General features: G+C 58.4%; 22 protein-coding genes. 9 read left to right on the top strand and 13 right to left on the bottom strand.

The window, feature by feature from the left end; translation table 11 throughout:
* Positions 1–87: 87 nt before the first annotated feature.
* Positions 88–1,251, bottom strand: a complete 1,164-nt coding sequence (gene dnaJ, locus KPG71_RS10675) for a molecular chaperone DnaJ (RefSeq protein WP_216338067.1) — start codon at positions 1,249–1,251, stop codon at positions 88–90.
* A 75-nt stretch (positions 1,252–1,326) separates the two neighbouring features.
* Positions 1,327–3,246 carry a molecular chaperone DnaK gene (gene dnaK / locus KPG71_RS10670; protein ID WP_216338066.1) on the bottom strand — a complete coding sequence of 640 codons (1,920 nt, stop codon included), beginning with the start codon at positions 3,244–3,246 and terminating at the stop codon, positions 1,327–1,329.
* Between the two features lie 219 nt (positions 3,247–3,465).
* On the opposite strand from dnaK, the gene KPG71_RS10665 reads away from it, so the two are divergent.
* Complete coding sequence (locus tag KPG71_RS10665; protein ID WP_216338065.1) at positions 3,466–4,074, top strand: alpha-ketoglutarate-dependent dioxygenase AlkB; 609 nt, start codon at positions 3,466–3,468, stop codon at positions 4,072–4,074.
* Between the two features lie 5 nt (positions 4,075–4,079).
* On the opposite strand, the gene KPG71_RS10660 is transcribed toward KPG71_RS10665, so the two are convergent.
* Positions 4,080–4,901, bottom strand: coding sequence for an ABC transporter permease (locus KPG71_RS10660; RefSeq protein ID WP_216338064.1), 822 nt, complete (start codon positions 4,899–4,901; stop codon positions 4,080–4,082).
* 139 nt (positions 4,902–5,040) lie between these two features.
* On the opposite strand from KPG71_RS10660, the gene cysQ reads away from it, so the two are divergent.
* Complete coding sequence (gene cysQ / locus KPG71_RS10655) at positions 5,041–5,838, top strand: 3'(2'),5'-bisphosphate nucleotidase CysQ (RefSeq protein ID WP_216338063.1); 798 nt, start codon at positions 5,041–5,043, stop codon at positions 5,836–5,838.
* Positions 5,838–6,638, top strand: coding sequence for a manno-octulosonate cytidylyltransferase (locus tag KPG71_RS10650; RefSeq protein ID WP_216338062.1), 801 nt, complete (start codon positions 5,838–5,840; stop codon positions 6,636–6,638). Before cysQ ends, KPG71_RS10650 begins: the two co-directional genes overlap by 1 nt.
* Before the next feature lie 115 nt (positions 6,639–6,753).
* On the opposite strand, the gene KPG71_RS19770 is transcribed toward KPG71_RS10650, so the two are convergent.
* Positions 6,754–6,882 carry a hypothetical protein gene (locus KPG71_RS19770; protein WP_301182899.1) on the bottom strand — a complete coding sequence of 43 codons (129 nt, stop codon included), beginning with the start codon at positions 6,880–6,882 and terminating at the stop codon, positions 6,754–6,756.
* On the opposite strand from KPG71_RS19770, the gene KPG71_RS10645 reads away from it, so the two are divergent.
* The 6 genes from KPG71_RS10645 to KPG71_RS10620 all read left to right on the top strand — a co-directional run bounded on the left by KPG71_RS10645 (position 6,833) and on the right by KPG71_RS10620 (position 14,034).
* The gene (locus KPG71_RS10645; RefSeq protein WP_253196217.1) at positions 6,833–7,684 is read left to right on the top strand and encodes a UTP--glucose-1-phosphate uridylyltransferase; all 852 of its coding nucleotides are present in this window, start codon (positions 6,833–6,835) and stop codon (positions 7,682–7,684) included. The genes KPG71_RS19770 and KPG71_RS10645 overlap by 50 nt on opposite strands.
* A 17-nt stretch (positions 7,685–7,701) precedes the next feature.
* Positions 7,702–8,685, top strand: coding sequence for a UDP-glucose 4-epimerase GalE (galE, locus tag KPG71_RS10640; protein ID WP_216338060.1), 984 nt, complete (start codon positions 7,702–7,704; stop codon positions 8,683–8,685).
* 43 nt (positions 8,686–8,728) lie between these two features.
* The gene (locus KPG71_RS10635) at positions 8,729–9,751 is read left to right on the top strand and encodes a glycosyltransferase family 2 protein (protein ID WP_216338339.1); all 1,023 of its coding nucleotides are present in this window, start codon (positions 8,729–8,731) and stop codon (positions 9,749–9,751) included.
* Positions 9,752–9,896: 145 nt separating this feature from the next.
* The gene (locus KPG71_RS10630; RefSeq protein WP_216338338.1) at positions 9,897–10,883 is read left to right on the top strand and encodes a glycosyltransferase family 2 protein; all 987 of its coding nucleotides are present in this window, start codon (positions 9,897–9,899) and stop codon (positions 10,881–10,883) included.
* 17 nt (positions 10,884–10,900) lie between these two features.
* Positions 10,901–12,601: a beta-1,6-N-acetylglucosaminyltransferase gene (locus KPG71_RS10625; protein WP_216338059.1), complete on the top strand. Its 1,701-nt coding sequence runs from the start codon at positions 10,901–10,903 to the stop codon at positions 12,599–12,601.
* A gap of 5 nt (positions 12,602–12,606) precedes the next feature.
* Entirely contained in the window at positions 12,607–14,034 is a 1,428-nt protein-coding gene (locus KPG71_RS10620; RefSeq protein WP_216338058.1) for a sulfotransferase family 2 domain-containing protein, read from the top strand.
* Between the two features lie 10 nt (positions 14,035–14,044).
* Here KPG71_RS10620 and KPG71_RS10615 read toward each other — a convergent pair whose 3' ends face one another.
* The 9 genes from KPG71_RS10615 to KPG71_RS10575 all read right to left on the bottom strand — a co-directional run bounded on the left by KPG71_RS10615 (position 14,045) and on the right by KPG71_RS10575 (position 23,088).
* On the bottom strand, positions 14,045–14,509 hold the full coding sequence (locus KPG71_RS10615; protein WP_073035016.1) for a PTS sugar transporter subunit IIA: 465 nt from the start codon (positions 14,507–14,509) through the stop codon (positions 14,045–14,047).
* A gap of 55 nt (positions 14,510–14,564) precedes the next feature.
* Positions 14,565–15,128: a ribosome-associated translation inhibitor RaiA gene (gene raiA, locus KPG71_RS10610; protein ID WP_073035015.1), complete on the bottom strand. Its 564-nt coding sequence runs from the start codon at positions 15,126–15,128 to the stop codon at positions 14,565–14,567.
* Between the two features lie 236 nt (positions 15,129–15,364).
* On the bottom strand, positions 15,365–16,123 hold the full coding sequence (gene lptB / locus KPG71_RS10605; RefSeq protein WP_216338057.1) for an LPS export ABC transporter ATP-binding protein: 759 nt from the start codon (positions 16,121–16,123) through the stop codon (positions 15,365–15,367).
* Positions 16,123–16,605 (bottom strand): LptA/OstA family protein, encoded by a 483-nt coding sequence (locus KPG71_RS10600; RefSeq protein WP_288938874.1) that lies wholly within the window; start codon positions 16,603–16,605, stop codon positions 16,123–16,125. Before KPG71_RS10600 ends, lptB begins: the two co-directional genes overlap by 1 nt.
* A gap of 15 nt (positions 16,606–16,620) precedes the next feature.
* Positions 16,621–17,235: a hypothetical protein gene (locus KPG71_RS10595; protein ID WP_216338056.1), complete on the bottom strand. Its 615-nt coding sequence runs from the start codon at positions 17,233–17,235 to the stop codon at positions 16,621–16,623.
* A gap of 3 nt (positions 17,236–17,238) precedes the next feature.
* Positions 17,239–17,850, bottom strand: a complete 612-nt coding sequence (locus KPG71_RS10590) for a ribonuclease D (RefSeq protein ID WP_216338055.1) — start codon at positions 17,848–17,850, stop codon at positions 17,239–17,241.
* A 239-nt stretch (positions 17,851–18,089) separates the two neighbouring features.
* Positions 18,090–21,179 carry an efflux RND transporter permease subunit gene (locus KPG71_RS10585; RefSeq protein ID WP_216338054.1) on the bottom strand — a complete coding sequence of 1,030 codons (3,090 nt, stop codon included), beginning with the start codon at positions 21,177–21,179 and terminating at the stop codon, positions 18,090–18,092.
* Positions 21,176–22,483 (bottom strand): efflux RND transporter periplasmic adaptor subunit, encoded by a 1,308-nt coding sequence (locus KPG71_RS10580; RefSeq protein ID WP_216338053.1) that lies wholly within the window; start codon positions 22,481–22,483, stop codon positions 21,176–21,178. The genes KPG71_RS10585 and KPG71_RS10580 overlap by 4 nt, the downstream gene beginning before the upstream one ends.
* Positions 22,480–23,088 (bottom strand): TetR/AcrR family transcriptional regulator, encoded by a 609-nt coding sequence (locus tag KPG71_RS10575; RefSeq protein ID WP_216338052.1) that lies wholly within the window; start codon positions 23,086–23,088, stop codon positions 22,480–22,482. Before KPG71_RS10575 ends, KPG71_RS10580 begins: the two co-directional genes overlap by 4 nt.
* Positions 23,089–23,095 lie beyond the last annotated feature (7 nt).

The following is a 23,095-nucleotide window of genomic DNA, read 5'->3' as shown; positions in this document are numbered from 1 at the left end:
CGTTAACCAAATGCCGCAGAACAAAAGAAGAGGGCGCACCTGAAAGGTGCGCCCTTGTGATCTGTTTTGCTGGACAAGAGGCGGATATCAGCCCTTCATGCCGTCCCAGAAACTTTTGACCGACGAAAAGAAGCTTTTGCTTTCGGGGTTGTTGTCTTCGGACAGTGAATCGAACTCACGCAGCAGTTCCTTTTGCCGCGAGGTCAGGTTCACCGGGGTTTCGACAGCCAGTTCGATGAACATGTCACCGGAACTGCCGCCGCGCAGGGCGGGCATGCCCTTGTTGCGCAGGCGCATCTGCCGGCCCGATTGTGAGCCTGCCGGAATCTTGACGCGGCTGCGACCGCCGTCGATTGTCGGCACCTCGATATCGCCGCCAAGTGCGGCGGTGGTCATCGACACGGGAACGCGGCAGAACAGGTTGGTGTCCTCGCGTTCGAAGATGTCGTGCTTGGCGACCTCGATAAAGATATAGAGGTCACCGGCAGGACCGCCGCGCATTCCGGCCTCGCCCTCACCGGCGAGGCGGATACGGGTGCCGGTTTCAACGCCCGCAGGGATGTTGACGTTCAGCGCGCGCTCTTTCTCGACCCGGCCCTGACCGTGGCAGGTGTTGCACGGGTTCTTGATGATCTGGCCGAGCCCCGAACAGGTGGGGCAGGTGCGTTCGACGGTGAAAAAGCCCTGCTGTGCGCGCACCTTGCCCATGCCCGAACAGGTGGGGCAGGTGGTGGGTTCGGCGCCGCCTTCGGCACCCGAGCCGTTACAGGCATCGCATTGCACCGAAGTCGGCACGTTGATGGTTTTCTGGCTGCCGTTGAAGGCTTCTTCCAGGGTGACACGAAGGTTATAGCGCAGGTCCGAGCCACGCGCGGCGCGCTGACGCCCGCCGCCTGCGCGGCCCCCGCCCATGAAATCGCCGAACAGGTCGTCGAACACGTCGGAAAAGGCCGAGGCGAAATCGCCCTGACCGGCACCGCCGCCAAATCCGCCGCCCGGACGCGGGCCACCACCACCCATGCCCCCTTCGAAGGCAGCATGGCCGAAGCGGTCATAGGCCGCTTTCTTTTCGGCGTCTTTCAGAACGTCATAGGCTTCGCCGGCTTCCTTGAACTGGGCCTCGGATTCCGGGTTGTCCTTGTTGCGGTCGGGGTGAAGTTCCTTGGCTTTCTTGCGATAGGCCTTTTTGATCTCGTCCGCCGACGCGCCCTTGGATATGCCGAGCACTTCGTAATAGTCGCGTTTGGCCATCGGGGATCTCCTTTTGCTGGAACACGCAGGGCCGGCCCGTTGGTCGGACCGGCCCCACTGGTCCCGTCAGGCGCCTTACGAGCGCTTGTCGTCGTCGAGGTCCTCGAAGTCGGCGTCGACGATGTCGTCGTCGCCCGGACCGGCGGCCTCATCGGCGGCGGTGGGCTCATCGCTGCCTTCTTCGGCTTGCGCCTTGTAGATGGCCTCGCCCAGTTTCATGGCCGCCTCGGTCACGTTCTGGATGCCTGCCTTGATTTTCTCGGCGGTCGCATCCTCTTTCTCGAGGTCGTCTTTCAGTGCCGCGATGGCCAGTTCGATGGCCTCGACCGTGGTCGGGTCGACCTTGTCGCTGTGCTCTTCCACCGATTTTTCGGTCGAATGGATGAGGCTTTCGGCCTGGTTCTTGGCTTCGATCAGTTCGCGGCGGGCCTTGTCTGCCTCGGCGTTTTCCTCGGCTTCCTTGACCATGTTCTCGATGTCCTCGTCGCTGAGGCCACCGGACGCCTGAATGGTGATCTTCTGTTCCTTGTTGGTGCCTTTGTCCTTGGCCGAAACAGAGACGATACCGTTGGCGTCGATGTCGAAGGTCACTTCAATCTGGGGCATACCGCGCGGTGCCGGCGGGATGTTTTCCAGGTTGAACTGACCGAGCAGCTTGTTGTCGGCCGCCATTTCACGTTCCCCCTGGAAGACGCGGATCGTCACGGCGCTCTGGTTGTCCTCGGCGGTCGAGAAGATCTGCGACTTGTTGGTCGGGATCGTGGTGTTGCGGTCAATCAGGCGGGTGAAGACACCGCCAAGCGTTTCGATACCCAGGCTGAGCGGCGTCACGTCAAGCAGGACGACATCCTTGACGTCACCTTGCAGAACACCGGCCTGAATGGCGGCGCCCATGGCGACCACTTCGTCGGGGTTCACGCCCTTGTGGGGCTCCTTGCCGAAGAACTTGGTCACTTCCTCGACCACCTTGGGCATACGGGTCATGCCGCCGACCAGAACGATTTCGTCGACTTCGTTGGCCGAAAGACCGGCATCCTTGAGCGCGGCTGCGCAGGGCTTCATCGAGGCCTTGATCAGGTCACCCACGAGGCTTTCCAGCTTGGCGCGGGTCAGCTTGATGACCATGTGCAGCGGCTGGCCGTCCGACCCCATCGAGATGAAGGGCTGGTTGATTTCGGTTTGCGAGCTGCTGGACAGTTCGATCTTGGCTTTTTCAGCGGCCTCTTTCAGGCGTTGAAGGGCCATCTTGTCCTTGGTCAGGTCGACGCCGTGTTCCTTTTTGAACTCGTCCGCCAGGTAGTTGACGATGCGCATGTCGAAATCTTCACCGCCAAGGAAGGTGTCGCCATTGGTGGCTTTCACTTCGAACAGGCCGTCGTCGATTTCAAGGATGGTCACGTCGAAGGTACCGCCGCCAAGGTCATAGACGGCGATGGTGTGCGTGTTTTCCTTGTCCAGACCGTAGGCCAGTGCTGCAGCGGTCGGCTCGTTGATGATGCGCAGCACTTCGAGACCGGCGATCTTGCCGGCGTCCTTGGTGGCCTGACGCTGAGCGTCGTTGAAATAGGCAGGCACGGTGATGACGGCTTGCGTCACTTCTTCGCCGAGGTAGCTTTCGGCGGTTTCCTTCATCTTGCCGAGGATGAAGGCGGAAATCTGAGAGGGGCTGTATTTTTCGCCGCGGGCTTCGACCCAGGCGTCGCCGTTGCCGCCGTCGATGACGTTGAACGGCATGTTCTTCTTGTCTTTGGCCAGATCCGCGTCATCCGCGCGGCGACCGATCAGGCGCTTGACGCCAAAGATGGTGTTTTCGGGGTTGGTGACGGCCTGGCGCTTGGCCGGCTGCCCGACGAGGCGTTCACCTTCGGCAAAAGCCACGATCGAGGGCGTGGTGCGCGCACCTTCCGAGTTTTCGATCACACGGGCCTGGCTGCCGTCCATGATGGCGACGCAGCTGTTGGTGGTTCCGAGGTCGATACCGATCACTTTAGACATGTTTTTCGATCCCTTCTATTACAAGGCGATGTTCCGGACGCCCGACCCGTTATGGCATCAGACCCCCGATGGTTGGACGGACCCCGACAGAACTGGCCGGGTTCCGTGCTTTGCGCGTATATAGGCAGGCGATTGTGGCCCTGCAAGCGTCGCCGGGGAGTGTAATCTGGTATTTTATGCATAATTTCTGGCGGGCGGATTGCGAAAGCCGGGGGTGAGATGGCCGGAACGGTGTTGAACATACGAGGGGTCGAGATCCACAGGGGGTATCTGGCGCCCGATGCGCAAGCCCGGTTGGTAGAGGATTTGCGCGCGGTTGTGCGCGCTGCACCTTTTGCGCGGCCGGTCACGCCGGGCGGGCGGCGGATGTCGGTGCGGATGACCTCGGCAGGGCGTTATGGCTGGGTGACGGATCGCAGCGGCTATCGGTATGAGCCATGTCAGGCCGATGACAGCCCCTGGCCCGCGATACCGCAGGCGGTGCTCGATATCTGGGCCGATCTGGTCGGCGACCGGCGTGGCCCGGATTGCTGTCTGGTGAATTACTACGATGACTCGGCGAAGATGGGGATGCACCAGGATCGTGACGAGAGCGATTTCAGCTGGCCGGTTCTGTCGGTTTCGTTGGGGGATTCGGCGCTGTTTCGCATCGGTAACACGACGCGCGGGGGCAGGACCGAATCAACATGGCTGGAGTCGGGGGACGTTCTGGTCATGGGTGGCGAAGCGCGGTTGATCTATCACGGGATCGACAGGATCAGGGTTGGCTCGTCCACGTTGCTGCCGCGCGGCGGGCGGATCAACCTGACGCTGCGCGTGGTCGATTAGGCCATCTAGCGGCGGGCGTCCCAGCTTTTCGATGCGTACTGACGTGTGTAGAACTCGCCCATCATTCCGATCACCAGAAGCACAACACCAACGATCAGGGGATACTCCACCGAGGAATTGCGTGGGAAGTAATTGATGAAGGTAAAGCCCCGGCATTGGTCGATGGCGTGAAACAACGGGTTCCAGTCGAACATTGCGACCATGAAAGACGGCAGGGAGTTGGCAACGAACATCTTGCCCGAGGCGATCATGTTGGCGCGCTGATAGATGGTCGTGAAAATCCCGACAAAACCCGGAAACCACGGTTTGATCGCCAGCAACACCAGCCCGATGGAAACCCCGGTGAACCAGGACAGCAGGATCATTCCGAATGCCGGTATGGGATACGCGATTTCAAAAGGTGTGACGGCGACGTGATAGGCAAACAGGATCACGGCGACCGACAGAACCTGAATATAAAGTGCGCCAAGTGCGGCAGCCGCAACCGAGATTACCGTATTCATCGGCGCGTGTTGCATCATCGGTGAGGACGGCCCTTCGGCCCCGGCCACCGCCCCAAGCGCCTTGACATGCGTGAGAAACAGGAAAATTCCCGACATCATGTAAAGCAGGAAATCGCCGCGCAGTTTTGCGCCTTTCAGGCCCAGCATCGAGAACATCACGTAAAATGCCAGAACGAAAATCACGGCTGTCAGGATGTTGTTGATGATCGCAAACAGGGCGTTTCCGTGCGTTTTTCGAACGCTGCGCACGGTCGCGTGATAGATCAACTCGATAGTGGCAATCGCCGACTGCAGATTGCTCTTCGGAGTGACTTTTTGAAACATGGCCTCGCCTTGTCGGCATGCAACTGCATTTCTTGTACGGATTTCTTGCTGATCCGTTTCCGGCGTATCATAAGGGGCACCACGCCACGGATCAACACAAGGCGTACCTTTTGTGCGCAGAGTAAACAGGAGCGGTAAATTGGATTACGAAAAGTTGGTGAAGGTCATGCGCCACCTGGCCCTGGAGGGCGGAGACCGGATCATGGAAATCTACAATTCCGATGATTTCGACGTGAAGGTCAAATCCGACGACAGCCCTGTGACCGAGGCCGACGAAGCCGCTGACGCGCTGATCTCCGCAGGGTTGCGCGATGCATTTCCCGATGTTGCACTGGTGACCGAAGAGCAATCCGGCTCACACAGCCAGAGTGTCGAGACCTTCCTGATTGTCGATCCGCTGGACGGAACCAAGGAATTCATAAATCGTCGTGGCGATTTCACGGTGAACATCGCCTATGTCGAAAACGGCGTGCCCGTGCGGGGTGTGGTTTATGCGCCCGCCAAGGGCCGTATGTTCTTTACTCAGGCCGATGGTACATCGGTGGAAGAGGACGGACCTTTCGACAAGGAAACGGTCGGTACGGTACGGCGGATAAAGGTGTCGCACCCCGACAACAGCGGGTTGATGATTGTGGCCAGTAAATCGCACCGTGATCAGGCCACGGACGATTATATCGGCAAATACGGCGTCAAGGACATGACCAGTGCCGGCTCATCTTTGAAATTTTGCCTGGTAGCGACCGGCGAAGCGGATTTGTACCCGCGCATTGGCCGCACGATGGAGTGGGACACGGCCGCAGGCCAGGCGGTATTGCATGGCGCGGGCGGGCATGTGGTGCGATTCGATGACCATGCGCCACTAAAGTATGGTAAAGACGGATTTGCCAATCCGTTCTTCATCGCCCATGCGCCGGGTGTCGACCTGAAGGAAGCCTGATGCAGCCGCTGATTGTCATCCCGGCCCGGTATGCTTCGACCCGGTATCCGGGTAAACCGCTGGTTGAGCTGACCGGGGCCACGGGCGAAAAGAAGAGCCTGATTCAGCGCAGTTGGGAGGCCGCCAAACAGGTCGGAGGCGATCCGCGTGTCGTGGTGGCCACGGATGACGACCGTATTCGCACGGCTGCCGAAGCCTTTGGCGCGGAGGTCGTCATGACCTCGGAAGGGTGTAGCAACGGAACAGAACGCTGCGCCGAGGCGCACACGGCCTTGGGCGGAACGCATGAGGTGGTGGTCAACCTGCAGGGAGATGCCCCGCTGACCCCGCATTGGTTCGTCGAGGCTCTTATCGACGAGTTGGTCCAGGATGCCGATGCGGGCATGGCCACACCGGTGCTGCGCTGCGATGGCCGGGCCTTGAACGGGTTTCTGGAAGATCGTCGCGCCGGACGTGTCGGCGGGACGACCGCAGTGTTCGATACGGCACGTCATGCGCTGTATTTCTCGAAAGAAGTGATACCGTTTACATCGCGTAGTTATGAGGATGGCGAAGCGACACCGGTATTTCACCATGTTGGCGTATACGCATATCGGGCGCAGGCGTTGCAAGACTATCAGGGTTGGCCGGAGGGCCCGCTGGAGCGGCTCGAGGGGTTGGAGCAATTGCGGTTTCTGGAGAACGGCAAGCCGGTTCGTTGTGTCGAGGTAGATGCCCGTGGGCGACAGTTCTGGGAACTGAATAACCCCGAGGACGTTCACCGGATCGAGGCTATGATGAGCGAAATGCGTCTTGCCTGATGGGCAAACTTTTTCCGGTGACGATGCCGGGTATGTTTCTGGTCGTAATTTCCCCGGATTTGTTGCTGGAAAATGACATATTGCTGCAGTATCGCAGAAATGGACAATTAATCTGTTAGTTAGCCTTCGGTGCGAGGCGGTCAGGAGTGATGATGCGTAAAAAGGTCACGAAAGCCATTTTTCCGGTGGCAGGTTTGGGAACCCGGTTTTTGCCGGCAACCAAATCGGTTCCGAAAGAGATCATGACGCTGGTTGATCGCCCCTTGGTGCAATATGCGATCGACGAGGCACGCTCCGCAGGCATCAAAGAGTTCATTTTCGTGACCTCTCGCGGCAAGGGCGCGCTGGAAGATTATTTCGACCTCGCCCCGCAGTTGGAGCAGGAACTGCGCAAGAAGGGCAAGGACGAGTTGCTGCAAATCCTGAAGTCCACAAACATGGATAGCGGCGAGATTGCGTACCTGCGCCAGCACAAGCCGCTTGGCCTTGGGCATGCCGTCTGGTGCGCGCGCCATTTGATCGCGAACGAGCCCTTTGCGGTTTTGCTGCCGGATGACGTGATCGCGGCCGACAAACCTTGCCTGGCGCAAATGGTCGAGGCATTCGAGGAAACCCAGGGCAATGTCGTCGCCGCCATGGAAGTGCCGGAGGACAAGGCCTCGGCATACGGGGTTCTGGATATCAAGGAAGACATGGGGCGTATCGTTTCCACCAAGGGTATGGTCGAAAAACCAGCCTTGGGCGATGCGCCTTCGAATCTTGCGGTGATCGGACGGTATATCCTGACACCCAAGGTTTTGCAGAAGCTGAACAAGAAAAAGACCGGAGCCGGTGGGGAAATCCAGCTGACCGACGCGATTGCCGCTGCCCGCGAAGACGGGGACGAGGTTTACGGCTATCGTTTCGAAGGGGACCGCTTCGATTGCGGATCGAAAGCGGGCTTCCTTCAGGCGACGGTTTCGTTTGCCCTGGCACGCGAAGAGCTGCGGGACGATCTGTACCGGTATATCAGCGATATCGTTCACGCTCGGAAGGCTGCACAGTAATCGGGCAGGGGGCCGACGTGACGAATATTCTTGTTACCGGTGGCGCGGGTTATATCGGTTCACACGCCTGCAAGGTGCTGAAGGCAGCCGGATATACGCCTGTAACCTACGATAATCTCAGTACCGGCTGGGAAGACGCCGTGAAGTTCGGGCCGTTCGAGCAGGGCGATCTTACCGACCGGGAGCGGCTGGACCGGATATTTGCAGCCTATCAGCCCGCCGCCATCCTGCATTTCGCGGCGCTGAGCCAAGTCGGTGAAAGCATGCGGGAGCCGGGCCTTTACTGGCACAATAACGTGGCCGGATCGCTGACGCTGTTTCAGGCTGCGGTGCAGGCAGGGTGTATGAACGTGGTGTTTTCGTCGACCTGCGCGACCTATGGCGACCAGGACAATGTGGTGCTGGACGAAAGCAGCGCACAGTATCCGATCAATGCCTACGGCGCCTCGAAACGTGCGATCGAGGATATGTTGCGCGATTTCGAGGGCGCGTATGGCCTGAAGCACGTGGTTTTTCGGTACTTCAATGTTGCGGGTGCCGACCCCGAAGCGGAAGTGGGCGAGTTCCACCAACCCGAAACGCATCTGGTGCCCCTGATACTGGAGGCCATCCAAGGCAAACGGGATGCGTTGACCATTTTCGGCACCGATTACGATACGCCGGATGGAACCTGTATTCGGGATTACGTGCATGTGATGGATTTGGTGGACGCGCATGTTCTGGGGCTGAACTGGCTGGAACAGGGCAAGGGCAGCCGGGTGTTCAACCTTGGCACCGGCACGGGGTTTTCCGTGCGGGAGGTGATCGAGAACGCCGAGAGCATCACCGGCAAGGAGGTGCCCCGTAACGAAGGGCCAAGGCGGCCCGGAGATTGCACCAAGCTGGTTTCAGGCTCCAGCCGCGCCGAGGCGGAGCTTGGCTGGAGCCCTGCGCGCTCGACGCTGGACCAGATGATCGGGGATGCTTGGCGGTGGCATCAAACTGGACATTACGACAAATAATGCCGATTCTGCCGCGAAAGCGGAATTGAGCGGACATGCAGGCATGGGCTGGCTGAGCGAAGCGGCAAAGGCATACCGGCTGCGCTGGAAGCGCCGTCGTCTGCTGTTTCGAGCCGTTCGAAAACGCCGGCAATTGCATCCGGTCACGGACCGCACCGCGAAGATTTCACCGGATGCGATCCTTGTTTTTTCGACGGTACGAAACGAAATCGTGCGTCTGCCCTATTTTCTTGAGCATTACCGCCGCCTGGGTGTGGCGCATTTCCTGATCGTCGATAACGACAGCGAAGACGGCACGCGCGATTATCTGGCGCGGCAGCCCGATGTTTCGCTTTGGCACACATCGCATAGTTACAAGCTGTCGCGTTTCGGGGTGGATTGGTTGACCTGGCTGCAAATCCGTCATGGCAACGGGCATTGGTGCCTGACGGTGGATGCCGATGAAATCCTGATCTATCCACATCATGATACGCGCCCCTTGGCGGCCCTGACCGGGTGGCTGGATCAAAGTGGTCGACGGTCCATGGGGGCGTTGATGCTGGACATGTACCCCAAGGGCCGGCTGCAGGATCATCCTTATCGTGCGGGCGACGATCCGTTTCATGCGCTGAACTGGTTCGATGGCGGCAATTACATGATCCGCAAGAAACCGGATCTCGAGAATCTGTGGATCCAGGGAGGTGTGCGTGCCCGCGTGTTTTTTGGCGACCAGCCGCGCCGCGCACCGACCATGGGAAAGATGCCACTCGTACGGTGGCACTGGCGCTATGCTTATGTCAGTTCGGCGCACTCATTGCTGCCCAAAAGCCTGAACAGGGTCTATTCCGAGGACGGCGGCGAGATGCTGTCGGGCATATTGCTTCATACGAAATTCCTGCATGTCGTTGTCGACAAGTCCGCAGAGGAAAAGCGGCGGCGCGAGCATTTCGCGAACAGCGCGCTCTATGACTTCTATTACGATGGGCTGATGGAGAATCCCGACCTGTGGTGTGACGGTTCGACCAAACTGATCAGTTGGCGACAGTTGGAGGCGATGGGCCTGATGTCAAAAGGGGGGTGGGTTTGAAAAGGGTATATGAAACGATGTTGCGTTTGTGCGCAGTATTGTTTTCTTTTCGGAAAAATAATGTGTTAAGCGTCTGCCAGTTACAATTCAGTATGAGTCAAGAGGCGCAGGAAGGCAGAGCGTGAGCTTGGTGCAGTCATATCGCATGCGGCTGAAACGCAGGCGCGCCAAGGTTCGGGCGTGGCGCAAGCACTTTGCGCTCAGGCCGGTTGCGGATCGGACTGACCGTATCAGCCCCGGCAATATCCTTCTGTTTTCGACCTTTCGCGATGAATATGTGCGCCTGCCTTATTTCCTGAAATATTACCGCGATCTGGGCGTATCGCATTTTCTGATGGTGGATAACGACAGTCAGGATGGCGGGCGCGAATACCTGGCCGAGCAATCCGATGTGTCGCTTTGGACCACCAAGGCGAGCTACAAGAAAGCACGCTTCGGGGTCGATTGGCTGAACTGGTTGCAGGGTCGATACGGGCATGAGCACTGGTCGCTGGTCGTCGATCCGGACGAGTTTTTTGTCTATCCGTTTTGCGATACCCGCCCGATCCGGGCGCTGACCGACTGGCTGGATGGCTCGCAGCTACGCTCGTTCGGGGCGATGTTGCTGGATATGTATCCAAAGGGCCGGATGGACGCCGTACCCTACCGGCTGGGTCAGAACCCCATGGAAATCGCCGCGTGGTTCGATCCCGGAAATTACATGATCCAGAAAAATGACGCTTTCGGAAATCTCTGGATTCAGGGCGGGCCGAGAGCGCGTGTGTTCTTTGCCGATATGCCCAAGAAAGCGCCGGCATTGAACAAGGTGCCGCTGGTCAAATGGGACCGGCGCTATGCCTATGTCAGTTCGACTCATATGTTGCTGCCGCGCGGGCTGAACCAGACTTACGACACGCTTGGCGGCGAGAAAACAAGCGGCGTTTTGCTGCATGCCAAGTTCCTCGATACCTTTGCGGCCAAGGCCGAAGAAGAGTTGCAGCGCAAACAGCACTATGCCGCCAGTGTCGAATATCAGTCCTATTATGATAACCTTCAGGACAATCCAGACCTTTGGTGCAAATGGTCCGAGAAATATATAAACTGGCGCCAGCTGGAGATCCTTGGACTGATGTCCAAGGGGAACTGGGCATGAAGAAGGGGCAGTAGCGGGTGAGTGTCGGTATCATCATGTTGGTGCACACGGCCTTTGATCGGGCCGAACAGGTGGCGCGGCATTGGGCCGCTGCCGGTTGCCCTTTGGTGATTCATGCCGACAAGTCGGTGCCCCGCGATGCTTACAAGGCATTTAAAATGGCGATGTCGGACTTGCCCGACGTGCGGTACAGCAAACGCCATCGCTGTGAGTGGGGGACCTGGGGCCTGGTGGCCGCCACGCAAAGCGCTGCGGAGTTGATGCTGGAAGAATTTCCGGATGTGCGCCACGTCTATCTGGCTTCGGGATCGTGTCTGCCGCTACGGCCGGTGCAGGAACTCAAGGACTATCTGGCCGAACGACCGCATACCGATTTTATCGAATCTGCGACCACTGCCGATGTACCGTGGACGATTGGCGGACTGGATCACGAACGGTTTACGCTGCGCTTTCCGTTTTCCTGGCGCAAGCGGCGCTTTCTGTTCGATCGCTACGTCGCCCTGCAGCGCAAGATCGGCTACAAGCGCTGCATTCCCAACGGTCTCGTACCGCATATGGGCAGCCAGTGGTGGTGTCTGACCCGGCAGACCTTGTCGGCCATTCTGTCTGATCCGGACAGGGAGGTTTATGACCGGTATTTCAAGCGTGTCTGGATTCCCGATGAAAGTTATTTCCAGACCTTGTCGCGACAGTATTCGCGCCAGATCGAAAGCCGTTCGCTGACATTGTCCAAGTTCGACTACCAAGGTAAGCCGCATATTTTCTACGACGATCATCTGCAGTTGCTGCGCCGGTCGGATTGTTTCGTCGCGCGCAAGATCTGGCCGTTTGCCAATCGTCTGTACGATGCCTTTTTGTCGGATAAGGCCGGGGTCATGAAACGGACCGAACCGAACCCCGGCAAGATCGACAGGATTTTTTCGAAAGCGGTGGAGCGGCGCACACGCGGACGCCCCGGCCTTTACATGCAAAGCCGTTTTCCGGTGGAAGGGCGTGAAAATGGCCTGACCTGTGCGCAATACTCGGTGTTCGAGGGCTTCGGCGATCTTTTCGAGAATTTCGAGGCATGGCTGGCGCGCGCCACCGGCACGCGGGTGCACGGGCATCTTTTTGCGCCGGAACGCGCCGAATTTTCGGATGGGCAGAGCGTGGTAAATGGCGCGCTCAGCGACAGTGCAGCGCTGCGCGATTATAATCCGCGCGCCTTTCTGACCAGCCTGATCTGGAACACACGAGGGGAACGTCAGTGTTTCCAGATGGGGCCGCGTGACCGCATCAACAAGATCGAATGGGATATCGCCAAGGACCCGAACGCGCAGATTTCGGTTATCACCGGGGCATGGGCCGTGCCATTGTTCAAATCGAACAGGAACTTCTCGGAGATCCGGCAGGAGGCTGCCCGTCTGCAACGGGCCGAAAGCAAACATCTCGAGGTGTTGCGTTCGCAATGGGCCAAGGCGCGCATCCGCATCTGGACCATGGCAGAGTTCATCGAGGCCCCGATGGAACCTCTGCAGACCATCATTGACGAGATCGGCCAGCAAAATCTACGCGGCCTGGCCGAGGTTCCGAAGATGGCCGATCTGACCGGATTTGGCCAGTTTTTGCAGAATCTGAAAAATCAGGGCATGCACCCATATCTGATGGGTGATTTCCCGGTGGCACATGGCCCGCATGAGCCACAGCACGACAAACCCAAACCTTATCTGGTGCAGTAAGCTGTATGTCCGATGCATTCGACTATTTCGTGGTGTTCGCCGAAATGCGCACCGGATCGAATTTTCTGGAAAACAACCTGAATGCCTTTGACGGTTTCGAGTGTCATGGCGAGGTGTTCAATCCATATTTCATAGGGTACCCGAACCGGACCGAGGTTCTGGGTGTTACGCAGGCGATGCGTGATGCCGACCCTGCGCGGCTGATCGAAGCGATCAAGACGCAGTCGAAGGGCCTTGGCGGGTTCCGGTTCTTTCATGATCACGACCGGAGGGTTCTGGATATTTGTCTGGACGATCCGCGTTGTGCCAAGGTCATCCTGACACGAAACCCGGTAGATAGTTTCGTTTCATGGAAGATCGCACAGGCGACCGGGCAGTGGAAACTGACCAACGTGAAACGTCGCAAGGATAGCAAGATACGGTTCGACGCTGCCGAATTTGAAACTCATGTGGCGCAACTTCAGAAATTTCAGGTGTTTTTGCTGAATCATCTGCAAACCACTGGTCAAACGGCATTTTACGTCGATTACGAGGACATCCAGTCTGTCGATGTGATCAACGGACTTGCCAAATTCCTGGGTAGCGATGAACGCTTGGACGAGTTGGACACCTCGCTGAAAAAGCAAAACCCCAGTTCGCTGCAATCCAAGGTGTCGAACTATGACGAAATGGAACGTAGCCTGTCGGGGCTGGACCCGTTCAATTTATCGCGCACCCCGAATTTTGAGCCACGCCGGGGTCCGGCGGTGCCGGGATATGTAACCGGTGCACATGCACCGTTACTTTATATGCCCATTCGGTCCGGTCCCGAAAATGAGGTGCGTGCCTGGATGGCGGCACTGGACGAGGTTCCCGAGGACACGCTGCCGACGCACTTGAACCAGAAGAGCTTGCGACAGTGGAAACGGCGGAACAAGGGTCATCGCAGCTTTACCGTGTTGCGCCATCCCGTGGCGCGCGTTCACGATGCGTTTTGCTCGAAAATCCTGATGCAGGGGCCCGGCACGTATCACGATATTCGCAAGGTGCTTCGGAATTTCCATAAACTACCCATTCCCGGAGGCGATCCGGGGAACGAGTATGACCGCCGGGCTCATCGTACCGCGTTCATGAGTTTTGTAGAATTCCTGCGCGCCAATCTGGCAGGACAGACGAATATCAGGATTGATGCCCATTGGGCGACGCAAGCTGCGGTTATTCAGGGTATGGCGCAGTTTTCCGTGCCCGACATGGTGATCCGCGAGGATGAGATGGCCACGTATTTGCCCGTACTGGCGGGTCAGGTGGGATATACGAAACCGCCCCGTCCTCAAGCCGCCGCAACAGACCAACCCTTTGATTTGTCCGATATCTACGATGATGAAATCGAAGCGCTGGTAAAGGATGTCTACCAGCGTGACTATATGATGTTCGGGTTCGGGCCCTGGAATTGACGTGTGGGTATCAGGCCGCTTGCGCGGCCTGAGCTTCGGTTACGATGGTGTAAAGGGTCGCCGGATCGGTATTGGCGCGCAGCTTGGCGCAGACCGCCGGATCACGCAGGGTGCGCGACACGAGCGCCAATGCCTTGAGATGCTCGACCCCGGCTTCGCGTGGGGCGAAAAGGGCAAACGCCAGATCGACGGGCTGCCGGTCAACCGCATCGAAATCGATCGGCTTTTCCAGAAGCACAAGCGCACCGACAACCTCATCCAGACCGTCGAGACGGGCATGGGGCAAGGCAACGCCGTGACCCACACCGGTGGGTCCGAGGCTTTCGCGTTCTTGCAGGGCTTCGACCGTATCCGCCTGATTGACGCCATAGACCGATTCAGCAACGCTGCCCAACTCATGCATCAGGCGCTTCTTGCTAGAAACAGCAGATAGCACGCGCACGGCCTCTGGCTTGAGGATCATAGACATTTCCATTGCTTTCGACGCTCCACCGGGCGCGACGCTGTGCGCGCCCGGCCCTCGTGCCTGTTTACGGATCAATCCAGCCGATGTTGCCGTCTTCACGGCGATACACGACATTCAGACCCTTGTTTCCCTCGTTTCGGAAGACAAGCACCGGAGACCCCGCAAGTTCCATCTGCATGACCGCTTCGCCAACCGAGAGCGATGGAATACTGGTTTCCATCTCGGCGACGATGATCGGCTGAAGGCTTTCCGGCTCCGAATCCTCATCTCCTTTGTCAGATGCGAGGATATATGAGGAAGCACCAGAGAGTTCAACCGGCTCGGAACGATCGCGGTGGTGGTCTTTCAGGCGGCGTTTATACCGTCTGAGCTGTTTCTCCATCTTGTCGCAGCACTTGTCAAAGGCCGAGTAAATCTCGTGGGAATGCGCCTTGGCCTGAGCCGTTAGGCCGGTTGAAAGATGCACAATGGTTTCGCAGACAAATTCACTGGCGCTCTTGGAAAAAACAACGTGAGCGTCTGTCGGACGCTCGGCGTATTTAGCCACAGCTGTGCCCAGTTCTTCTTTGACATGCGTTTGCAGTGCGTCACCGATGTCGATCTGCTTGCCACTGATTTGATAGCGCATCTTAACTCCTTCATTTAACGATCCGGGGGCGTGCGGCACGCGTGGAATGCGGTGTCGTTGCTTAGGTCCGGATACGGGAAATCGACATTCCAGCGGCTTGTCCAAGACCCTGCCCGCAGAGCGGGTCGATAGGGCATGCGCGAACAGAAGCCTGAAATGTCATAACCTTATTTGAGGCGTTTTCAGGGGTGGTTGTCAACTGAGATCGCATTTGCAGATGTGCTTTCGGCGAAAGATCACGAGATTCTGAAATTGTCGCCCAGATAGACACGGCGGACATTTTCGTTTTCGACAACTTCACCCGGTGTACCCGACATGAGAACCTTGCCATCATGCAAAATATAAGCGCGATCAACGATTTCCAATGTTTCGCGCACGTTGTGATCGGTGATCAGAACGCCAATGCCGCGTTTCTTGAGGTCTGCCACCAAGTGACGGATATCGCCGACCGAAATCGGATCGACCCCGGCAAAAGGTTCGTCCAGCAACAGGTACTTGGGGTGGGCTGCGAGGCAGCGGGCGATTTCGACCCGGCGACGTTCCCCACCCGACAAGGCCAGTGCCGGCGCGCGGCGCAAATGTTCGATCGAGAATTCCGACAACAGTTCTTCCAGACGTTCGCGGCGTTTGTGACGGTCGGGTTCAGAGATATCGAGAATGGCGAGGATGTTGTCTTCGACCGAGAGGCCACGAAAAATCGACATTTCCTGCGGGAGGTAACCGATTCCCATCTTGGCACGGCGATACATGGGCAAATTCGTTACTTCCTGCCCGTCGATCAGCACATGACCGCCTTCGGGGTTCACCAGCCCGGCAATCGCGTAGAATGTCGTGGTTTTCCCCGACCCGTTGGGGCCGAGAAGGGCGACGACCTCGCCCTGGTTCAGTGACAGCGAAACGTCGCGGATCACCACGCGTTTCTTGTAGCTCTTGCGCAGGCTTTGAATTTCGAGCCCGTTATTTTCGTGTGCGACCTTCAGGTTCGGAGCAGCCATTATTCGCCCTCGGGCTGCAATACGGTTTTGACCTGACCGGTCATGCGCGCGGTCCCGGCGCGGGTATCGACAACCATTTTGTCCGAGGTCAGCGCTTGCGGACCCTGCACAAGCAGAACGTCGCCACGCAATTCGATCATGCCATTGTCGACGTCGTAATCCGCTTCGCGGCCTTCCGCCGCGTCCTGACCGCTGACGATGGTGACGCCGCCTCGTGCTTCAAGCCGTTTGATGCCGCTTTGATCGTCCTTGTAGACCACCAGAACGCGCGGTGCGGATAGGCGCATTTCCCCCTGACCGATGATCACGTTTCCGGTGAAAATGGCGGTGTTGTCGTTTTGATTGACGTCCAGTGTTTCGGCCGTGACCTCGACCGGCAAACTGCTGTCCTGCTGGGTGTTGCCAAAGGCCACCTGTGAACCTTGTGCAAGGCTGGCAACAGGCGAACAAAACAACAAAAAGAAAGCGGTCAGCCGGGCAATACGGGTCACGTCAGGTCAATCCTCTGAGTTCTGGGGATGGTATATCAGCTTGACGCCATCCGTGAAAAGCAAATGTGCATCGCCGGTCTGTTCGTCGCTGGTCAGGACCATACGCCCGGCGTCCAGATCTCCGGGGGGGCCGGTTCCACTGACCGGGCCGGGCGTGTCGGCATAAAGGATGTCAAAGCGCGAATTCAGAATATCGGTGCCGAAATCATAACCGTTGCTGGTGACAACACGCACGTTCCCGTTGAGTTGCGCCTTGAATGCCTCGCTGTCGACATCGGCGCCTTGCGCGGTGATATCTATCACGGCACCTGATTTCAGCGCCAGTGTGGCGTCGACGTCGCTTGCGTGCATGAGGCTCATGTCCTCCTTGTTCGGAACGGCACTTTGAGCTCTGACGACAACCTGGTCGCCACTGTCGGTGACGCCGGCGAATGTCGGGTTCGAGGCTCCTTGTTCCTGCGCGCGTTTTTCAATGTCTATTTGTGAAACTGCAATTGATTTGGTCGGGTCGATGGTGCGAGACAGCAGGAACAAGGTGGACAACAGGCCCAACGCCGCCAGTGGCAGAAGGATTTTCATCCATGCTACCAGTTTGGAGCGGAGATTGGTGCGCCGGGCCATGGGTCAGTGCGCGAAGATGTCGATCTCGGGCCAGCCGGCCAGATCCAGACGCGCGCGGGTGGGTAGAAAATCGAAACAGGCCTGCGCCACCTCGACACGGCCTTCGCGTGCCAGCATGCGGTTCAACTCGTCGCGCAGGCGATGCAGGTACAATACATCCGAAGCGGCATAATCCAGTTGCGCGTCGGTCAGGTCCGGCGCCCCCCAATCCGAGGATTGTTGCTGTTTCGAGATATCGACGCCGATCAGTTCCTGCAGCAAATTCTTGAGACCGTGCCGGTCGGTATAGGTTCGCACGAGTTTGCTGGCGATCTTGGTGCAATAAACCGGAGCGGCAAGCGCACCAAAGGCATTGTACATTGCGGCAATGTCGAAGCGGCCGAAATGGAACAACTTGAGCACATCGGGGTTTTCCAGCATGGCTGCCAGATTGGGCGCTTCATGCTGACCTTTCTCGATTTGAACGAGATGCGCGTTTCCGTCTCCGCCCGACATCTGGATCACGCACAGGCGGTCGCGGTGCGGATTCAGGCCCATGGTTTCACAGTCGATTGCAACAACCGGGCCCAGATCCAGATCTGCGGGCAGATCGTTCTTGTAGAGATAGTTCGCCATTTCGATTCCTTTTGCTGAAGGAACGATGCCCCGGACAGGCAATATTCCCCCTGAATTTGGGGTCTGGACAGCAAAAGCAAAACCCCCAAACGCGTAATATGATCCAGCGGTTCTTATCGGACGGGACGGAATCCAGTTCAACCCCGATCAATCTGGTGAGATAGCCGAGGGAAAAGAGTGGCGATTCCGCGCCCTGTCTGGCATCGGATGCTTGTCGCGTACGACGTGATCTGACTCTGTCATTCTTGGTCTTTGGAAACGCGAAAGTCGTCGAGAATGGCATAGAACGCCGGCAGGACCAGAAGCACCAGAAGCGTTGCGGAGAGCAGCCCGAAAACCACCGAGATCACCAGTGGCTTGACCGTCTGCGCCTGAGTGCTGGTTTCCAGCAAGAGCGGGGCCATCCCCATGATCGTTGTTGTGACCGATACGACAATGGGACGGAACCGGTTGCGGCTGGCCGACCCGACCGCCTGAGCCGGTGCCACGCCTTTGGATTTGTGATCGTCAATGGCCTGCACGAGCAGAATCGCGTTGTTCACCACGATTCCGGCCAGTGAAGCCGCCCCCATTATTGACGGCATCGAAATATTGTACCCCATAGCCAGATGCCCCAGCACGACACCGACCAGCGCCAGCGGAATTGTCATCATCACGATGATTGGTTCCAGATAGCTGCGAAACTGAAAAGACAGGATCACGTAAATCCCCACCAATCCGATCAGGAAGCCACGCAGGATCGACCCCATGGTTTGGGCCGAGTTGGCGTTTTGCCCTTCGATACGGACTTGAAGGCCGGGAACGGATTCTACGAGATCCAACAAAAATCCGGTGTTCAGTTCGGTGACTATCTCATCGGCGTTGCCGACGCGTCCATCGACATCTGCGGCGACGGTGACGGTACGTTGCCCGTCTACATGAGTGATGCGGCCCCACCCACGGGTTTCCTCGATGGTGGTTGCCGTCGTCAGCGGAATGCGGGTGCCGTCGGGTAGCGACAATTCAAAGGTTGTCAGGTCGTCGAATGCGTTTCTGTCGACCGGGTTTTGTTCGAGTTCGATTTCATGGGAGACATCTCCATCCTGCACGGTTGTGATGATCCGGCCGAGAAATGCTGCACCGATCTGCCCGGCCACATCGCGGCCGGTAAGACCCAGGCCGGTCGCACCCTCTGCCAATGTCAGGCGCAATTCGGGCCGACCGGGCCGAAGATCGTGCATGGTGTTATAGACGCCTGTATATGTCTCTAACTCAGCTACAAGACGTGTGGCCGCCATATGCAGGTCGTCGAGGTCAGGACCGGACAAGCGGATTTCGACGGCCTGACCTTGAGGGCCTAGCCCCGGTTCGGTCAGGGTTATGGCCAGTACGCCAGGTAGTTCGCCGATCTCTGCCCGCCACGCGGCAATCAGTTCATCCAGTTTTGTTGTGCGTTGTTCCGCGCCCAACAAATCGGCCGACACTGTCGCGACATGTGTGCCATTTTCGCCCGCGCTCAGGTTTCGGTCAAAGATCGTCTGCACGGTTTGCACCAACTCTTCACCATCGGGTTGCCTGGGCGAGAGGTGTTGGTTGACGACATCAAGCGCCGCGATCACCCGATTTGTGACCAGTGTCGTCTGATGCAGCGGAGTGCCTTGGGGCATCAGGATGCGCGCCTCGAGCACATCGCCGTCAATCTCGGGCAGGGCTTCGCGCTGAACGTATCCCGCGCGCAGCAGCGCCACAGTTATGATCAGTGCGGCAAGGGTCAGGCCGGTGGTCGCATACCGCCATTGGACGGCTTTATCGACCAGCCGTCCAAGCCCGTTGTCGCGGAGGTTTCCGAAGCCTTTTTCAAATCCTTGGCGGAACCGTGACGGGGGCCGCCGTGAGATATGCAACCCGTGCGACAGGTGATGGGGCAGAATCCAGAACGCTTCGAGCAGGCTTGCGGCAAGGGCGGCGATCAATACCACAGGCAAGACCTCCAGCACTGCCCCCAGATCGCCGGCGAGGAATGACAGGGGAGCGAAGATTGCAACCGTTGTCGCAAAGGACGACAGGACGCCGGGCAACACCCGTTTGGTGCCTGCAATGGCGGCATCGCTTCGGGGTGCGCCTTGGGCGGCTTCTTCGGCGATCGAGTCCGAAATCACGATGGAATCGTCCATCACGATCCCGATTGCCATCAAAAGTGCGACCAAGGTAATCATGTTGAGCGAAAGGCCGGTCAATGCCATCGCGATGAACGCCCCCAGAAAGGCCACGGGCAACCCCAATGCGGCCCATATGGCAAAGCCGGGCCGGAAGAACAGGCTCATGACGGCGATCACGAGAATCAGGCCGATCACGCCGTTCTGCACCAGCATGGCAAGACGATCGCGCACGATGCTGGTCATGTCCTGCACCAGTTCGATGCGCATTGTCGGGGGCAAGGCGCGGCGTTCGGTGTCAATCAGGGTCTGAACATCGTCGAATACGCGCAGGGCGTCGGCCCCGAGAGATTTATTGACCTGCAAAAAGGCTGCGCGCTGCCCATCGAGGATTGCCAGTTTCTCATCCGGGCTGAATGTTTCCTCGATCTGCGCGATCTGGCCCAGGGTCAGTTCGGCACCGTTGGCTTTCGACAAGATGACGATCTGCGCAAGGGCTTGGGGTGTGCGGCGTTCGTCGGCAAAGCGCAGGGCGATATCGAGCCGATCCGTTTCAAGGCTGCCAAGGGGCCGGTCGAGGCTTTGGGCGCCGATGCGGTCCGCAAGCCCTGCGGCGGTCAGCCCGTGTTGTTCCAGAACTGCACGGGGTACGGTGATGCGGTATTGCCGCTCACCAAAGCCCGTTATCGTCACGCTGGCCACATCGGGAAGGGCGGCGAGACGGTTCTGCAAGTCAGAAGCGTAATGCTCCAGTGAGGCCGGGGGCATATCTCCCGCGACCGCCACGGAAACCACGGCGTCCGAACGGTTGAGTTGTCGCACGACGGGTGGATCGGCCTCGACCGGGAAATCATCAACGGCGGACACCTCGGTGCGCAGATCGTTGACAAATTGCCCCACGTTTCCACCGGTTTGCATCGTGGCGACAGCCCGCGCTGCGTTTTCCTGTGCCGTGCAGGTCAGCTCATCCAGATATTCCACGCTTTCGACCGCGTCCCAAACGCGCCTGCAAATCGCGTCTTCGACATCGCCAGCCGTAGCGCCCCGATACACGACTGAAATTTCCGCCTCGGTCTTGCGAAAGTCCGGGAAGGTTTCACGTTTCAGCGTTGGAGCCGCCATGATCCCGGCGGTCGCGATCAGGATGAGCAGCAGATTGGCTGCAGTCGGGTGACGAACGAACCAGGCGATCATTCCCTGGTCTCCGCGGGAATGATACGCAGGCCGGGTAAAGCCGGTACGATATCGTCAATGATCACTTCCTCGCCGGCGGTCAGGCCGTCTTCGATTACGGCCAGGTCGGCCTGTCGCCAACCGAGTGTCACGTTCCGTAGTTCAAGCCGCCCATCCGTATTGCGCATATACACGGTATCGCCCTGGTGAACCGCCTGCGCGGGCAGGGTGATTTTCGGGTTTCCCGGTGGGGCGGTCAGGATCACTTCGACATACATATTCGGGACAAGCGGCAGGTGTGCCGGAGGGCGAGCGCCCTTGTAGGGGTCGTCAACCGCGATCACCACCGGTACCGAGCGTGCCTGTGGGTCCAGAGCGTTCTCAATTCGAAGAACCCTGCCGTTCCAGACCTGGCCGGGGTTGGAGACCAGTTTCAATTCGGCCGATATCCGTTCCAATACTTGCGGCAGATGGTCGGCATCGAACTGCACCCCGGCATTTGCTGCTGCGCCCATAAGCCTTGGGAAACTTTCGATCGGCAAGTGTGCCGTGATCTCTGCCCGTGCGATTCCATCGGCGGCAACCAGGGGCTGGCCACTTGTCACGAACTGGTATCGTTCGACATGCACGGCGCCCACGCGCAGGTTGAACGGTGTTGCGATACTTGTCATGTTCAGATCGCGTTCGGCTCGGTCGAGCGTGGCTTCGGCGCGGGCGATCCGCGCATCCAGCCGCGCCTTCTGAACCGGGACGAGGGCCAGATTGTTTTCCAACTCCTGCACGGTGCGGCGCAATTGAAGCGTCGTGCGCTCCTGCTCATCCAGCCGGGCCTGCGATGTGGTGCCCTGTTCCGTCAGGGTGCGTACACGGTTCAGGTCGGCGGTCGCCAAGGCCAGCCGTTCGGTTTCGATGGTGAGAATGTTGTTGGTGTTCGCCGCTTCAATGTCGATCTGTTCGTTTTCGGCCTTCAACGCGTTCAGGTCGGCCTTTGCCTGTTGTAGCGCCGTTTCATAGCGGCTTGGGTCGATCTCCAGAACACGGGTGCCTGCGGGGATCACATTTCCGGTTTCAAGGTCGGGATGCCGAAACGTGATGGCACCCGATACCTCGGCGACCGCTTGCCAGCTTTGCGCGGCGCGCACCGTGCCAAAGCCACGGACCACCGGCGCCAGGGGCGTTGATTTTACGGTCATTGTACGGGCGGTGACCGAATGTTCCTGTTGTGCGCTACGCTGAGGGGGCTCGGCCCCGGACATCAGCCAGACGGCAACGCCGATGCCGATGGCAAGCGGCGGAAGGATCTTGAGTGGGCGCCAGAACTTCATTTGTCATCCCCGGCTTTGTGGGCTGTCAGCAGGCCGATCTGGATTGTGGCGATGCGTCGACCCTCTTGAATTAAATCGAATGAGCGATCCGATAATTTCCAGCGTAACACCGTACCCTGCACAAGGCCCAGGAACAGATCGGCGCAGTCTTCGGCGGATGGCGCAGGAGGGATATGACCTGTCTGTGCGGCCTTTCGGATTTCGACCAGCAGGCGGTGCCGCAACCCCGACATGACACGCCGGTGAATGGGGCGCAGCGTATCCTCGGCCGATATCTGGCCGGCGTTGAAAATCAGCGTGGGGATAGCGGGATAGGCCGCAATAAGGCCAAGTTGAGCTGCAATCAGTTCTGCCAATCGCTCCAGCGGGGACGTTCCCTTTGCAATGGCATCATTCCATAGATTGACTGCGCGGCGCTCGATATCCTCAAGTACGGCTTGCCAGAGCGCATCCTTGGTCGGGAAATGCCGAAAGATTGCGGCCTGTGTTATGCCGACTTCTTGTGCGACCACACCTGTCGAAAGTTTTTCGACAGGTATGTGTGTCAGCAATCGGAGTGCAGTTTCAACGATCTCGGCTTGCCGTTCCTCAGCGGGTTTTCGCATTCTAGAC

The sequence above is a fragment of the Roseovarius sp. PS-C2 genome (assembly GCF_018862045.1).
GTDB lineage: Bacteria > Pseudomonadota > Alphaproteobacteria > Rhodobacterales > Rhodobacteraceae > Roseovarius.
This window is presented reverse-complemented; position numbering and strand designations above follow the sequence as displayed.